The organism is Phenylobacterium composti DSM 19425, from assembly GCF_059568645.1.
The window spans coordinates 415,212-429,497 of record NZ_JCANTT010000011.1 but is presented as its reverse complement, the minus strand read 5'-3'; the positions used below and the strand labels follow the sequence as shown (position 1 = coordinate 429,497).

At 70.2% G+C, this 14,286-nt stretch carries 13 protein-coding genes and 1 other RNA gene; 8 read left to right on the top strand and 6 right to left on the bottom strand.

Annotated elements, in window-relative coordinates:
• Position 1: 1 nt before the first annotated feature.
• Entirely contained in the window at positions 2 to 1,684 is a 1,683-nt protein-coding gene (locus tag BO64_RS05050) for an ATP-binding protein (protein WP_496402456.1), read from the top strand.
• On the opposite strand, the gene BO64_RS05045 is transcribed toward BO64_RS05050, so the two are convergent.
• From BO64_RS05045 to ssrS, 3 genes are all read right to left on the bottom strand, one after another.
• Complete coding sequence (locus BO64_RS05045; RefSeq protein ID WP_496402182.1) at positions 1,681 to 2,517, bottom strand: TIGR00282 family metallophosphoesterase; 837 nt, start codon at positions 2,515 to 2,517, stop codon at positions 1,681 to 1,683. The two genes, BO64_RS05050 and BO64_RS05045, sit on opposite strands and share 4 nt — an antisense overlap.
• On the bottom strand, positions 2,514 to 3,095 hold the full coding sequence (locus tag BO64_RS05040; RefSeq protein ID WP_496402181.1) for a 5-formyltetrahydrofolate cyclo-ligase: 582 nt from the start codon (positions 3,093 to 3,095) through the stop codon (positions 2,514 to 2,516). The genes BO64_RS05045 and BO64_RS05040 overlap by 4 nt, the downstream gene beginning before the upstream one ends.
• A 26-nt stretch (positions 3,096 to 3,121) precedes the next feature.
• Positions 3,122 to 3,282, bottom strand: a non-coding RNA gene (gene ssrS / locus BO64_RS05035) — 6S RNA.
• A gap of 110 nt (positions 3,283 to 3,392) precedes the next feature.
• Here ssrS and BO64_RS05030 point away from each other — a divergent pair.
• On the top strand, positions 3,393 to 4,460 hold the full coding sequence (locus BO64_RS05030) for a fatty acid desaturase family protein (protein WP_496402180.1): 1,068 nt from the start codon (positions 3,393 to 3,395) through the stop codon (positions 4,458 to 4,460).
• A gap of 9 nt (positions 4,461 to 4,469) precedes the next feature.
• On the opposite strand, the gene BO64_RS05025 is transcribed toward BO64_RS05030, so the two are convergent.
• Positions 4,470 to 4,805: a cell division protein ZapA gene (locus BO64_RS05025; protein WP_496402179.1), complete on the bottom strand. Its 336-nt coding sequence runs from the start codon at positions 4,803 to 4,805 to the stop codon at positions 4,470 to 4,472.
• A 2-nt stretch (positions 4,806 to 4,807) separates the two neighbouring features.
• Entirely contained in the window at positions 4,808 to 5,086 is a 279-nt protein-coding gene (locus tag BO64_RS05020; protein ID WP_496402178.1) for a DUF4164 family protein, read from the bottom strand.
• 137 nt (positions 5,087 to 5,223) lie between these two features.
• Here BO64_RS05020 and tkt point away from each other — a divergent pair, with 137 nt between their 5' ends.
• Complete coding sequence (gene tkt, locus BO64_RS05015) at positions 5,224 to 7,197, top strand: transketolase (protein ID WP_496402177.1); 1,974 nt, start codon at positions 5,224 to 5,226, stop codon at positions 7,195 to 7,197.
• A 6-nt stretch (positions 7,198 to 7,203) separates the two neighbouring features.
• On the top strand, positions 7,204 to 8,421 hold the full coding sequence (gene purT / locus BO64_RS05010) for a formate-dependent phosphoribosylglycinamide formyltransferase (RefSeq protein ID WP_496402176.1): 1,218 nt from the start codon (positions 7,204 to 7,206) through the stop codon (positions 8,419 to 8,421).
• 51 nt (positions 8,422 to 8,472) lie between these two features.
• On the opposite strand, the gene BO64_RS05005 is transcribed toward purT, so the two are convergent.
• Positions 8,473 to 9,018, bottom strand: coding sequence for a hypothetical protein (locus BO64_RS05005; RefSeq protein ID WP_496402175.1), 546 nt, complete (start codon positions 9,016 to 9,018; stop codon positions 8,473 to 8,475).
• A 206-nt stretch (positions 9,019 to 9,224) separates the two neighbouring features.
• Here BO64_RS05005 and gap point away from each other — a divergent pair, with 206 nt between their 5' ends.
• From gap to BO64_RS04985, 4 genes are all read left to right on the top strand, one after another.
• Positions 9,225 to 10,235, top strand: coding sequence for a type I glyceraldehyde-3-phosphate dehydrogenase (gene gap, locus BO64_RS05000; protein ID WP_496402174.1), 1,011 nt, complete (start codon positions 9,225 to 9,227; stop codon positions 10,233 to 10,235).
• Between the two features lie 163 nt (positions 10,236 to 10,398).
• Positions 10,399 to 11,601, top strand: coding sequence for a phosphoglycerate kinase (locus BO64_RS04995; RefSeq protein WP_496402173.1), 1,203 nt, complete (start codon positions 10,399 to 10,401; stop codon positions 11,599 to 11,601).
• A 14-nt stretch (positions 11,602 to 11,615) separates the two neighbouring features.
• Complete coding sequence (gene fba / locus BO64_RS04990) at positions 11,616 to 12,701, top strand: class II fructose-bisphosphate aldolase (protein ID WP_496402172.1); 1,086 nt, start codon at positions 11,616 to 11,618, stop codon at positions 12,699 to 12,701.
• A gap of 103 nt (positions 12,702 to 12,804) precedes the next feature.
• Positions 12,805 to 14,262, top strand: coding sequence for a catalase (locus tag BO64_RS04985; protein ID WP_496402171.1), 1,458 nt, complete (start codon positions 12,805 to 12,807; stop codon positions 14,260 to 14,262).
• The last annotated feature ends 24 nt before the right edge of the window (positions 14,263 to 14,286 follow it).

Below are 14,286 nucleotides of genomic sequence, written 5' to 3'. Positions count from 1 at the left end.
GGTGGCCCGGACCTCATGGGATGTGCTGGCCGCGCGCATCCTCGGCGGGCTCACCGCCATGGCGCTCTCGATCTACGTATTCTCCCCTACCTTCGGCGTCGTCTGGTTCCTGGCCTTCGCCATCACCGAGGGCGGCACCCGTTTCGTCTCCCGTCATGGAATGCGTGGGGGCGCGCTGACGCCTGCCGCACGGGTCGCCTATGTGTTCTGGATGCTCGCGGCGGGCCTGGCCTGGTGCGCCCTGGCGGTGCATTGCTGGATCTCGGGCGACGAGGCGCTGCGTCTGGCCGGGGTGGCGATCCTGGTCACACTGATGATCCACGCCGTGGGCTTCTCGTTCCGCACGCCCGTGGCCATGGCGGCGTTGGGCGGGCCGGCCCTGGTGCTCTGGATCCTGCTGCCTGTGGCTTTCGGCGGCTACGATCGAAGCGGCGCGATGGTCCTCGCCTTCAGCCTGGCGATCCCCATTGTCTACATGGCCGCGGCGGCCCGGGCCAACGGACAGACCGCCAACGCCCTGGCCGACGCCGAACGACGGGCGACCCAGGCCAACGAAGCCAAGACCTATTTCCTCAACATGGTGACCCACGAGCTGCGCACGCCGATGAACGGCGTGCTGGGCATGGCCCGCGCCCTGCTGCGCACACCGCTCTCGCCGCAGCAGCGGGACTATGTGGAGACCATCGTGCGCTCCGGCGACGGCCTCGTGTCCATCGTCAACGACGTGCTGGACCACGCCAAGATCGAGGCGGGCCGCATGGACATCGAGTCTGCGGCGTTCGATCTGGCCGCCCTGGCCCGCCAGTCCGTCGCCCTGTGGACCGAGACCGCCGAAGCCAAGGGCTTGGCCCTGGTCTGCGAGACCGATCCGGACCTGCCGGCCCAGGTCGTCGGCGATGAGACCCGGGTGCGGCAGATCGTGCTGAACCTGCTGTCCAACGCCCTGAAGTTCACCGAGAGCGGCAGCGTCACCCTCACAGTCCGCCGTGCTCCCGGCCCGCTCGACGGGCCCGGCGTGGAGATCCGCGTCGAGGACACCGGTCCCGGCATGACGCGCGACCAGGTGGCCCGGCTGTTCCGCCCGTTCAGCCAGGCCGATGCCTCCACGGCCCGGCGCTATGGCGGCACCGGCCTGGGACTGTCCATCTGCCGCAATCTGGCGGCCATGATGGGCGGCGACATCGTCGTGGACAGCGAGCCCGGTCGGGGTTCGACCTTCCGGGTCTGGCTGCCGCTGCCGGCGGCTCCGGACGTCAAACCGCGCCAGGTGGACATCACCGACCTCCGCCTGCCGCCCCTTCGGGTGCTGGTGGCGGACGACAATCCGATCAACCAGGCCGTCGCCCGCGCCCTGCTCGAAGCGGCGGGGGCGGCGGTGGAGATGGCCGCCAGCGGCGCCGAGGCCCTGGAGCGCCTGCGGATCGAGCCCTTCGACCTGGTGCTGATGGACCTGCACATGCCGGAGATGGACGGCATCGAGGCCGTCGGCCGCATCCGCGCAGGCGAAGCCGGCCCGCCCTCGACGCCGGTGATCGCGCTCACCGCCGACACCGCACCCGGCTCGGACATCCGCCTGAAGGCTGTGGGCTTCGACGCGGTTCAGGCCAAGCCGATCCAGCCGGCCCAGCTATTCGGCGCCATCACCCGCGTGCTGAGCGAGCGGCCCGCCCAAGCCGCCGCCTAGGCCTCCACCTTATCCAGCACCGGCACATGCGGCGCGAGCCGCCCGCCCACGCGGATGGGCTCGATGCGCTTGGCGAGGCCCGTGCGGTCGTCGGTCTCCACATAGACGCCGCAAACCGTCGCCGGCCCCTCGGCGGGCTTGTAGCGGCCGCCGGAAATCTTGGTGGTGAACCGCCGCAGCGGCTCCTCCTTCTGATTGCCGATGACGCTGTCGTAGTCGGCGCAGGCGCCGGCGTCGGTCTGGTAGGCCGTGCCGCCCGGCAGGATCTGGGCGTCGGCGGTCGGGACGTGGGTGTGGGTGCCGACCACGAGGCTCGCCCGGCCATCGCAGAAATGGCCCATGGCCATCTTCTCGGAGGTCACCTCGGCATGGATGTCGATGATCACCGCGTCGGCCACTGCCCCCAAAGGCGCGGCCTCCAGCTCGCGGTCCACCGCGGCGAAGGGATCGTCCAGCGGATCCATGTAGACCCGGCCCAGGAGGTTCACCACCAGCACCCGACGGCCATCGGGCGTGTCGAAGAGCTGGGCCCCGCGGCCCGGTGCCTGGGACAGCGGCGGATAGTTCAGCGGCCGGATCAGCCGCCGCTCGCGGACGATGTACGTCAGCGCCTCTTTCTGGTCCCAGGAGTGGTTGCCCAGGGTCAGGCAGTCGGCGCCGGCGTCGAACAGCTCGTTGGCCGTGGCCTCGGTGATGCCGAAGCCGGCAGCGGCGTTCTCGGCGTTGACCACCACGAAGTCGAGGCGGAGCTGGCGCTTCAGGCCGGGCAGGAAGGTGGCCAGGCCGTCGCGCCCGGCGCGTCCCACCACGTCTCCGAAAAAGGCGAGTCTCATCGGCTCTCTCTAGCCACCGGGACGAATTCCGTCTCGGTGAGAATGGCGTCCAGCCGCTGGTCGTGCGGCTCCATGGGGATTTCGTCCAGTTCCTGCCCGGCATAGGCGAGGCCGAGGACGAAAACCGGTTTTGCGGCGCGAAGGTTCGCGAGGGTCCGGTCGTAGTGGCCGGCGCCCTGGCCCAGGCGTCCGCCCCGGCGGTCAAAACCCAGCAGCGGGCAGATGACGAGGTCGGGCGTCAGGACCTTGCTCCCGGGCGGCGGGGCGGGGATGCCGAAGGCATCCGGCGCCAGGGGGCGGCGATGATCCCAGCGGCGGAACTCAAGGGCCTCGTCGCGGCTCTTCGCGACCGGCAACGCCGGCTCCGCCCCGAGATCGGCCAGGCGACGCAGGAGCGGCAGGGGATCGATCTCGGAGCCGCAGGCCACATAGCCCGCAACGCTGGCGAACGGCGGCAGGCGGTCCACCGGCAGCCGTTCGGCCGCGAGGCGCGCCGCGTCGGGGCGCTCGGCCGCCAGCCGTCGGCGCACGCTTCGGAGGCGCTTGCGCAGGGCCGTCTTGTCCAAGTCCAGGCTCACCCGGCCCTTATAGGGGAAAACGGGGTGGCGGCGCCGCGTGAACCGTGAAGGACTGTTTCATCCCCTCGACCTGGTAGACCAGGTGGGCGCCGTATACCCAAGGCCACGGCCAAGGGCAGGGACAGCTCCCTTCGAGTGAATTAAGGTCGCTGGGATATGTCGCCTTCGACGCGAGCCGCAGCAGGACCCGCCGGACGCCCAAGGTAGTGTGCGCCACGCCCGCTCTCAAGCGCGGCCAAACGCCTTCGATGACGGATCGCCCTTCAACTGGCCCCTCGGGAGTTCTAAGTCTCGACCGTGACCGCCGAAGCCCTCGCCCCCGCACCCCCGGCCGCCGCCCAGCCCGCCGCCCCCCGCGCCCCGTCCCTGGCCCGCCTGGCCAACGACCTGACGCGCGACCTGATGCGGCCGAACCCGCGCATCTACTGGGCCGACCTCGTGGCCACCGCGGCCGTGACCTACCTCAGCCTCTGGACGGCGGCGACCGCCAAGGGCGCCTGGGCCCTGGCCGCGGCCGCGCTCTGCGTCCTTGCCCTCTATCGCGGCGTGAGCTTCATCCACGAACTCACCCACCAGCGGCGTGACGAGCTGCCCGGCTTCCACCTCGGCTGGAACCTGCTGATCGGCGTGCCGTTCCTGACGCCGTCGCTGCTGTACGAAGGCGTGCACATGCTGCACCACGCCAAGGACCGCTACGGCACGATCCGCGATCCAGAATACATGCCCCTGGCCCGGCTGCCGCTGAGCCGCCTGGCTGCCTTCATCTTCATCGCCCTGCTCGCGCCGGTGGGCGTGATCCTGCGCTTCGCGGTCCTGGCCCCCGTCTCGTTCCTGATCCCGCCCCTGCGCCGGTGGGTGATCGCCAAGACCTCGGCCATGACCATCAATCCCGCCTTCGGCCGCGAGGACTTCGACCGGGCCGCCAAGGCCCCGTGGCTGGCCCAGGAGATCGGCTGCTGGCTGTGGAGCTGGACGGTGATCGGCCTGACCGTGGCGGGGATCCTCCCGCTCCGCGCCGTGCTGATCGCCGTGGCCATCTATGCGGTCTTCGCCTTCGTGAACCAGCTGCGGACGGCGGTGGCCCACTACTGGGATAACGCGGGCGAGATCATGAGCTTCGAGGGTCAGTTCCTCGACAGCGTCAATGTGCCGCCGCCGGCCCTGCTGCCGTTCCTCTGGGCGCCGGTGGGCCTGCGATACCACGGCCTGCACCACCTGCTGCCGCGGATGCCCTACCACAACCTCGGCAAGGCCCACGCCCGGCTCGTGGCCCACGTTCCCGCCGACCACGTCTATCGCCAGGTCGAGCAGCCGGAGCTGATCCCGGCCTTGGCGCGGCTGATGGCCAAGGCCCGGGGCCGCTAGCGGCGGGTCCTAGGCCGCCTCGTCGGTGACCAGCTTCTCGATCCGCTTGGCCGCGGCCTCCAGGGCCGCCACCGCCTTGCTTTCGACGCGGGCGCGCTCGGCCTGAAGCTTGCTGACCTCCATCTGCAGGGCGGCCAGACGGCTCTTGGCGTCGGCCAACTCGTCGGCCAGCAGCAGGGCGCCCATGAGGAACAGGCGGGTGTCCCCCAGCTGACCCATGTCGGCGGACACGTGGCGGACCTGACGGTCGAACATCCGGGCCAGCTCCTGGAGGTGCTGTTCCTGCCCGTCCTCGCAGCCGACCGCATAGGGGCGGCCGTTCACCTCGACGTTGATCTGGGCCATGCCTACTGCTCCGCCGGCGCCTGCCCGTGCAGGGCGGCGCGGATTTCCTGAATCGCCTTGCCGAGCGCCTCGGACGCCTGGGCGCCGGCCTCCTCGAGCTCGCGCTCGCGGGCCTTGGCCCGATCGAGCTCGGCGGCGAGCCGATCCCGGTCGAGGTCGAACAGCCCGCCGGCCTCGGCATTGGCCAGGCGCAGCTTCTCGGCCAGCCGCTGCTCAAGCTGCTGGACCGCGCGTTCAAGTCGCTTCGCCGCCAGATCGAGGGTGCTCTCGCCCGGGTTCATGCATGACTCCCCAAAGGCTTATGGACCTTTTCTAAAGCGCGTTGCATCGCTTGGGAATTGGCCGGTTTCTTGACCCTCGGCCCCCTGCGTGCGAGGGGGCGCCGCACCCCGCCGTTAACGACTCGCGAAAGATCTCGATGCCCGCGCCGACGAAGCTCATGGCCGACGCCATCCGCGTCCTCTCGATGGACGCCGTGGAACAGGCCAATTCCGGACACCCTGGCATGCCCATGGGCATGGCCGACGTGGCGACCGTGCTGTGGACGCGCTTCCTGAAGTACGACGCCTCCCGGCCCGACTGGGCCGACCGCGACCGCTTCGTGCTGTCGGCGGGCCACGGCTCGATGCTGCTGTACAGCCTGCTGCACCTGTCGGGCGTGAAGGCGGTCACCCTCGACAGCCTGAAGAACTTCCGCCAGCTCGGCTCGAACACCCCGGGCCACCCGGAGTTCGGCCACACCCCCGGCGTCGAGACCACCACCGGCCCGCTGGGCCAGGGCCTGGCCACCGCCGTCGGCATGGCCATCGCCGAGCGGCATCTCGCCGCACGCTTCGGCGAGGACCTGGTGGACCACCGCACCTGGGTCCTGGCCGGCGACGGCTGCCTGATGGAGGGCGTCAGCCACGAGGCCATCAGCCTCGCCGGCCGGCTGAAGCTCGCCAAGCTGACCGTGCTGTGGGACGACAACGACATCACCATCGACGGCCATGTGGGCATTTCGGACGCCACCGACCAGCTCGCCCGCTTCAAGGCCGCCGGCTGGGCGACCAAGCGCATCGACGGCCATGACGAGGGCCAGATCCGCCGCGCCCTGGCCTGGGCGATCAAGCAGGACCGCCCGACGCTGATCGCCTGCAAGACCATCATCGGCAAGGGTTCGCCCACCTTCCAGGGCACCCACGACGTCCACGGCAAGGCCCTGGGCAAGGACGAAGTGGTGAAGACCCGGGAGAACCTCGGCTGGCCGCACGAGCCCTTCGTGATCCCGGACGAGGCCCTGAAGCCCTGGCGCGCGGCCGGCCGCCGCGGGGCCAAGCACCGCAAGGCCTGGGAGGCGCGCCTGGCCGCCTCGTCGCTGCGCGGCGACTTCGAGCGGGCCATGGCTGGCGAACTGCCGAAGACCGCCTTTGCGGCCCTGGACCAGTTCATCGCCGACGCCGAGGCCAAGGCCCCGGCCGCCGCCACCCGCCAGCATTCGGGCGCGGTGCTGGAGAAGATCTTCGGCGAGATCCCCGAACTGGTGGGCGGCTCGGCCGACCTGACCGGTTCGAACAACACCTTCGTCAAGGGCTCCGAGATCCTCGACGGGCCGGGCTACGGCGGGCGCTATGTGAACTACGGCGTGCGCGAGTTCGGCATGGCCGCGGCCATGAACGGCATGGCGCTGCACGGCGGGGTCATCCCCTATGGCGGCACCTTCCTGGTGTTCACCGACTATTCGCGGCCGGCGATCCGCCTGGCGGCGCTGATGGGCGTGCGGGTGATCCATGTGGGCACCCATGATTCCATCGGCCTCGGCGAGGACGGCCCGACCCACCAGCCGGTGGAGCACCTGGCTTCCCTGCGGGCGATGCCGAACCTCAACGTCTTCCGTCCGGCCGACGCGGTGGAGACCGCCGAGTGCTGGAAGCTGGCCCTGGACGCGAAGTCGACGCCCTCGGTCCTGGCCCTGTCGCGGCAGAGGACCCCGGCGGTGCGCACCCAGCCCATCGGCGAGAACCTGTCGGCCCGGGGCGCCTACCAGCTGGCCGCGGCCAGCCTGCCGGCGCAGGTGACGATCTTCGCCAGCGGCACCGAGGTGGCCATCGCCCTGGAAGCCCGCAAGCTGCTGGAGGCCGAGGGCGTCGGCGCCCGGGTGGTGTCCGTGCCGAGCTTCGAGCTCTTCGAGGCCCAGCCGGCCGACTACCAGGAGACCCTGATCGGGGAGTCCGAGGTGAAGGTCGCCGTGGAAGCCGGCGTGCGCCAGGGCTGGGACCGCTTCATCGGCTCGGACGGCGTGTTCGTGGGCATGAACAGCTTCGGCGCCAGCGCCCCCGACAAGGTCCTCTACCAGCACTTCGGCATCACGCCGGAGGCGGTGGCCGCCGCCGCCAAGGCCAAGCTGGGCTAGGGTCCGATGCGCCTCGGCACGCCGCTCTCGCCCACCGCCGTGCGGGTCATGCTGCTGGGCTCGGGCGAGCTCGGCAAGGAGGTGGTGATCGAGCTGCAGCGGCTCGGCTGCGAGGTGATCGCCGTCGACCGCTACGCCGACGCCCCGGCCATGCAGGTCGCCCACCGCAGCCACGTCATCGCCATGACCGAGGCGGCGGCCCTGCGGGCCCTGGTGGAGGCCGAGCGGCCGCACCTGATCGTGCCGGAGATCGAGGCCATCGCCACCGACGAGCTGGTGCGCATCGAGGCGGAGGGGCTGGCCACGGTCATCCCCACCGCCCGGGCCGCCCAGCTGACCATGAACCGGGAAGGCATCCGCCGGCTGGCGGCCGAGGAGCTGGGCCTGCCCACCAGCGCCTACGCCTTCGCCTCGTCCGAGGCCGAGCTGGCCAGGGCCGCCGCCGAGGTGACCGGCTTCCCCTGCTTCGTGAAGCCGGTGATGAGCTCGTCGGGCAAGGGCCAGTCCTATGTGGAGAGCCCCGACCAGATCGCCGCCGCCTGGCGCTACGCCCTGGAGGGCGGCCGGGTGGAGCAGCCCCGGGTGATCGTCGAGGGCCGGGTGGAGTTCGACTTCGAGATCACCCAGCTCACCGTCCGCAGCCTGAAGGACGGCGAGGTCGAGACCAGCTTCTGCGCCCCGATCGGCCACCGGCAGGTGAAGGGCGACTATGTGGAGAGCTGGCAGCCCCAGGCCATGAGCCCCACGGCCCTGACCCGGGCCCGGGAGATCGCCGGCAAGGTCACCGAAGCCCTGGGCGGGCTCGGCATCTTCGGCGTCGAGCTGTTCGTGAAGCGCGACCAGGTCTGGTTCTCGGAAGTCTCGCCCCGGCCGCACGACACCGGCCTCGTCACCCTGGCCACCCAGGCGTTCAGCGAATTCGCCCTGCACGCCCGGGCCATCCTGGGCCTGCCCACGGACGTGACCCTGCGCGAGCCGGGCGCCAGCGCGGTGATCTATGGCGGCATGGAAGCCACGGGCATCGCCTTCGAGGGCGTGGCCGAGGCCCTGGCCGTCCCGGGCGCGGACCTGCGCCTGTTCGGCAAGCCCGAGGCCTTCGAGCGCCGGCGCATGGGCGTGGCCCTCGCCCGGGGCGCCGACGTGGACGAGGCGCGCAGCAGGGCGCAGGACGCGGCCGCCAAGGTGAGGCCGGTCCGGGGCCGAGGCCCCGCGGGCCAGCCCTGAAAGCCAAATGGATTGGGACGCCCCTCGGGGCGGGGATCGCGGCGCGCCGGCTCAGGCGCTGCTGTGGAAGCCGCGCGCCTCGCCCGGGCGGGGCGGCGGGGCCAGGGCCCGGACGTCGCCGTCGGGGGTGATCTCGTAGCCCGCGGCGCGGACCACCCGGGCCACCTGGTCGGCGAGCGGCTCGGTCAGGAAGGTGTCGGACAGGGCCTCGCCCTCGACGAGCTCGAACACGTGGCCCTCGAGCTCCTCGTCCTCCTCCTCGTCCAGGCGTTCGGCTTCGCGCCACAGCAGGCCATAGACGCCGGCGTGCAGCTGCTGCTTGCGGCGGGAAACCCGATCCTGCTGGCGGCTGGCCTGGGCGGCCGCCTCCTCGCGCGCATCGCGCCGGGCGTCCCGGCGAAGCCGCAGGCGCAGGGCGTAGGTCAGGCGCAGGGACCGGGTGGTGCGCTCCAGGGCCTTGGCCAGATCGGCGACCTCGGCGGCGTCGTCCGAGGCCTGGGCCATCTGGTGAAGCTTGTCGGCGAGCGCGAGCTGCAGCCGGGCGACATGGGCGAGCCCAGCCTCCATCTCCTGCACCACGTCATCGTCGCTCGACATGAACAAAAAGAGAACATCAGTCGACCGGAAAGTCAAGCAGAACCGCCGGGCGAGGCCTTCCCTCGCGCCTTGAGGGGACGGCGAAAGCGAGAGGACGGGGGCCAGGCGCAATCCATTGTCGCCATTCGTGTTCCCGGAGGGGTTGACTTCACCGCCCCCCGCTTCAAGAACCCCGGCACACAATTCCCCGCAGGAGGTCTCCGCACATGCCCGTTCGCGTCGCCATCAACGGTTTCGGTCGCATCGGCCGCCTGGTCCTGCGTTCGATCATCGAACATGCGCGGACGGACATCGAGGTCGTGGCCATCAACGACCTGGGCCCGGTCGAGACCAACGCCCACCTGCTGCGCTACGACAGCGTCCACGGCCGCTTCCCGGCCCCGGTGACCGTCGACGGCGACACGATCAACGTCGGCCGCGGCCCGATCAAGGTGACCGCCATCCGCAACCCGGCCGAGCTGCCGCACAAGGACCTGGGCGTGGACATCGCCCTGGAGTGCACCGGCCTGTTCACCAGCCGTGAGAAGGCCGCCGCCCACCTGGAAGCCGGCGCCAAGCGCGTGATCATCTCGGCCCCCGGCGACGGCGTCGACAAGACCATCGTCTACGGCGTCAACCACGAGACGCTGACCAAGGACGACCTGATCATCTCCAACGCCTCGTGCACCACCAACTGCCTGGCGCCGGTGGCCAAGGTCCTGCAGGAGCTGTGCGGCATCGAGCGCGGCTACATGACCACCATCCACTCGTACACGGGCGACCAGCCGACGCTGGACACCATGCACAAGGACCTCTACCGCGCCCGCGCCGCGGCCATGTCGATGATCCCGACCTCGACCGGCGCGGCCAAGGCCCTGGGCCTGGTGATCCCGGAACTGACCGGCAAGCTGGACGGCTCGTCGATCCGCGTGCCGACCCCGAACGTGTCGGTGGTCGACCTGAAGTTCGTCCCCGGCAAGAAGGTCACCAAGGAAGAGATCAACGCCGCCCTGGAAGCGGCTGCGGCCTCGGGCCCGCTGCGCGGCGTCCTGGCGGTGACCAACGACCCGCTGGTGTCGACCGACTTCAACCACGTGGCGGCCTCGTCGACCGTGGCCCTGCCGCAGACCCAGGTGATCGACGGCGGCCTCGGCCGCGTCCTGTCCTGGTACGACAACGAATGGGGCTTCTCGACCCGGATGAGCGACACCGCCGTCGCCCTGGGCAAGCTGATCTAGGCGAGCGCCTCGGCTGCGCCCGCCCTCGCCGTCATCCCGGCCGGAGCGCAGCGGAAAGCCGGGACCCAAGCCGGGGCTTAGGGAGGCCGCCCAAGCGGGGCGCCCCTTTAAGTCCCGGACCGGCCGCCGGCCGTCCGGGATGACGCAGTGTAGGACTCCGCGGGTGAGCCAGACCTTCAAGACCCTCGACGACGCCGACCTCTCGGGCAAGCGCGCCCTGGTGCGCGTGGACTTCAACGTGCCGATGGCCGACGGCCGGGTCAGTGACGACACCCGGCTGCGCGCCGCCCTGCCGACCATCGAGAAGCTGCGCGCCGGCGGCGCCAAGGTGGTGCTGCTGGCCCACTTCGACCGGCCCAAGGGCAAGCGCGTCCCCGAGATGAGCCTGAAGCCGGTGGTGGAGCCCCTGGCGGCCCTGATCGGCGCCCCCGTGGCCTTCGCCGACGACTGCATCGGCGAGGCCGCCAAGGCCGTGGTGGACGCCCTGCAGCCGGGCGGCGTCGCCCTGCTGGAGAACGTCCGCTACCACGCCGGCGAGGAAAAGAACGATCCCGAGTTCGCCGCGGCCCTGGCCGCCAACGGCGACCTCTATGTGAACGACGCCTTCTCGGCCGCCCACCGGGCGCACGCCTCGACCGAAGGCCTCGCCCGCCGTCTGCCCGCCTATGCCGGCGAGCAGATGCGCAAGGAGCTCGAGGCCGTGGACGCGGCCCTGGGCAATCCGCAGCGGCCGGTGATGGGCATCGTCGGCGGCGCCAAGGTCTCCACCAAGCTCGACCTGCTGAACAACCTAGTGGGCAAGCTGGACCACCTGGCCATCGGCGGCGGCATGGCCAACACCTTCCTCTTCGCCCAGGGCGTCGAGATCGGCGGCTCGCTGTGCGAGAAGGACATGGCCGACACCGCCCGGGAGATCCTGGCCAAGGCCGAAGCCGCGGGCTGCAAGGTGATCCTGCCGGCCGACGTGGTGGTGGCGACCGAGCTCGCCCCCGGCGTGGCCACCCGCACCATCGACCTGGCCGACGGCGCCGTGGGCGCGGACGAGAAGATCTTCGACGTCGGGCCCAAGACCCTGGCCACGGTGAAGGCCGTGCTGGCCGAGTGCCGCACCCTGATCTGGAACGGCCCGTTCGGCGTCTTCGAGGTGCAACCCTTCGATCTGGCGACCGTTCAGGCCGCGCAGGAAGCCGCCGCGCTGGCCAAGGCCGGCAAGCTGGTGGCGGTCGCCGGCGGGGGTGATACGGTTGCGGCCCTGAATACCGCGCGTGCGACCGGCGACTTCACGTTCGTCTCCACGGCCGGCGGCGCGTTTCTGGAATGGATGGAAGGCAAGGAGCTGCCCGGAGTGGCGGCCCTGCAATCTTAAGGGGAAGATCGGCGATGGCCCGGATTACGCTTCGACAGCTGCTCGATCACGCCGCCGAGTACGGCTACGGCGTGCCCGCGTTCAACATCAACAACATGGAGCAGGCGCTGGCGATCATGGAGGCCGCCGAGGCCACCAATTCGCCGGTGATCATGCAGGCCAGCCGCGGGGCCCGGTCCTACGCCAACGACATCGTGCTGAAGCACCTGATCGACGCGATGGCGGAGATGTATCCCGACATCCCGATCTGCATGCACCAGGACCACGGCAACAACGAAGCCACCTGCGCCACCGCCATCCAGTACGGCTTCACCTCGGTGATGATGGACGGCTCGCTGATGGCCGACGGCAAGACGCCGGCCGACTACGAGTACAACGTCCGCGTGACCCGCAACGTGGTGGACATGGCCCACTGGGTCGGCGCCTCGGTGGAAGGCGAGCTCGGCGTGCTGGGCAGCCTCGAGACCGGCATGGGCGAGAAGGAGGACGGCCACGGCTTCGAGGGCAAGCTGTCCCATGACCAGCTGCTCACCGACCCGGACCAGGCCGTGGAATTCGTGAAGGCCACCGAGGTGGACGCCCTGGCCATCGCCATGGGCACCAGCCACGGCGCCTACAAGTTCACGCGCAAGCCCGACGGCGAGGTGCTCGCCATGCACGTGATCGAGGAGATCCACCGCCGGCTGCCCAACACCCACCTGGTGATGCACGGCTCCTCGTCCGTGCCGCAGGAGCTGCAGGACATCATCAACCAGTATGGCGGCGAGATGCCCCAGACCTGGGGCGTGCCGATCGAGGAGATCCAGCGCGGCATCAAGCACGGCGTGCGCAAGATCAACATCGACACGGACAACCGGATGGCCATCACCGGCGCCATCCGCCAGGTGTTCGCCGAGAAGCCGGGCGAGTTCGACCCGCGCAGCTATCTGAAGCCCGCCAAGGAAGCCATGCGCAAGGTCTGCATCCAGCGCTTCGAGGAGTTCGGCACCGCCGGCCACGCCTCGAAGATCAAGCCGCTGCCGATGTCGGCCATGGCCAAGCGCTACGCCGCGGGCGAGCTGGCGCCGAAGATCGGCGTGAGCAAGGTCGCCGCCGAATAGGCTTTGATTTAGAAAATCGATCTAAATTTCCAGAAGAATCAATTTTCCTTCTGGCCCGCGGGAGCGCACTCTCTGCCGGCAACGGACGAGAGAGGCGCTCCCGATGGACAAGCCCAAGACCCTGACCACCGCCGCCGGCATCCCCGTGGCGGACAACCAGAACAGCCTGACCGCCGGCCCGCGGGGCCCGCTGCTGGTCCAGGACCTGCACCTTTTCGAAAAGCACGCCCACTTCAACCGCGAGCGGATTCCCGAGCGCGTGGTGCACGCCAAGGGCTCGGCGGCGCACGGGACCTTCACGGTCACCAAGGACATCACCCGCTACACCCGGGCGGCCCTCTTCTCGGAGGTGGGCAAGCAGACGCCGGTGTTCCTGCGCTTCTCCACCGTGGCCGGGGAGCGCGGCGCGGCCGACGCCGAGCGCGACGTGCGCGGCTGGGCGCTGAAGTTCTACACCGAGCAGGGCAACTGGGACCTGGTGGGCAACAACACCCCGGTGTTCTTCGTCCGCGACCCGCTGAAGTTCCCCGACTTCATCCATACCCAGAAGCGGGACCCGCGCACCAACCTGCGCAGCAACACGGCCATGTGGGACTTCTGGAGCCTGAGCCCGGAAAGCCTGCACCAGGTGACGATCCTGTTCTCGGACCGCGGCATTCCGAAGAGCTACCGGCACATGCACGGCTTCGGCAGCCACACCTACAGCTTCCTCAACGCCGACGGGGAGCGGTTCTGGGTGAAGTTCCACTTCAAGACCCAGCAGGGCATCCAGAACCTGACCAACGCCGAGGCCGCGGCCCTGATCGCCAACGACCGGGAGACGCACCAGCGCGACCTGTTCGAGGCCATCGAGCGCGGCGATTTCCCCAGGTGGACGCTCTATGTGCAGATCATGCCGGAGGCCGAGGCGGAGACCACGCCCTACAACCCCTTCGACCTCACCAAGGTGTGGCCGCACGCGGACTACCCGCTGATCGAGGTGGGCGAGCTGGAGCTGAACCGGAACCCGGACAACTATTACGCCGAGGTGGAGCAGGCGACGTTCTCCCCCGCCAACGTCGTGCCGGGCGTGGGCTACAGCCCCGACAAGATGCTGCAGTTCCGGCTGTTCTCCTATGCGGACGCGCACCGCTACCGGGTGGGGACCAACGCCGACATGCTGCCGGTGAACCGGCCGCGCTGCCCGGTGCACAGCTACCACCGGGACGGGGCCATGCGCTTCGACGGCAACGGCGGCGGCAGCGTGAACTACGAGCCCAACAGCTTCGGCGGGCCGAAGGAAGACCCGGCCTTCCGCGAGCCGCCGCTGAGGATCTCGGGCGATGCGGACCGCTATGACCACCGGGAAGGCGCCGACGACTACAGCCAGGCCGGCGCCCTGTTCCGGCTGATGAGCGAGGACCAGAAGCGCCAGCTGATGGACAACATCGCCGCGGCCATGACCGGCGTGCCGGAGGAGATCCTGCGTCGCCAGATCGCCCACTTCGCCAAGGCCGACCCGGCCTATGGCGAAGGCGTGGCCCAGCGCGTCGGCCTCTCCGCACGCCCGGCGGCCGAATAGCCGCCGCAGGGCTGGAGGGGAGCG

What these genes read in the sequence shown, in the direction of transcription:
- purT (WP_496402176.1), top strand. Translation starts at nt 7,204, where the DNA reads ATGCGCCTCGGCACGCCGCTCTCGCCCACCGCCGTGCGGGTCATGCTG.
- tkt (WP_496402177.1), top strand. Translation starts at nt 5,224, where the DNA reads ATGCCCGCGCCGACGAAGCTCATGGCCGACGCCATCCGCGTCCTCTCG.
- fba (WP_496402172.1), top strand. Translation starts at nt 11,616, where the DNA reads ATGGCCCGGATTACGCTTCGACAGCTGCTCGATCACGCCGCCGAGTAC.
- BO64_RS05025 (WP_496402179.1), bottom strand. Translation starts at nt 4,805, where the DNA reads ATGGCCCAGATCAACGTCGAGGTGAACGGCCGCCCCTATGCGGTCGGC.
- BO64_RS04985 (WP_496402171.1), top strand. Translation starts at nt 12,805, where the DNA reads ATGGACAAGCCCAAGACCCTGACCACCGCCGCCGGCATCCCCGTGGCG.
- BO64_RS05020 (WP_496402178.1), bottom strand. Translation starts at nt 5,086, where the DNA reads ATGAACCCGGGCGAGAGCACCCTCGATCTGGCGGCGAAGCGACTTGAA.
- BO64_RS05005 (WP_496402175.1), bottom strand. Translation starts at nt 9,018, where the DNA reads ATGTCGAGCGACGATGACGTGGTGCAGGAGATGGAGGCTGGGCTCGCC.
- gap (WP_496402174.1), top strand. Translation starts at nt 9,225, where the DNA reads ATGCCCGTTCGCGTCGCCATCAACGGTTTCGGTCGCATCGGCCGCCTG.
- BO64_RS05045 (WP_496402182.1), bottom strand. Translation starts at nt 2,517, where the DNA reads ATGAGACTCGCCTTTTTCGGAGACGTGGTGGGACGCGCCGGGCGCGAC.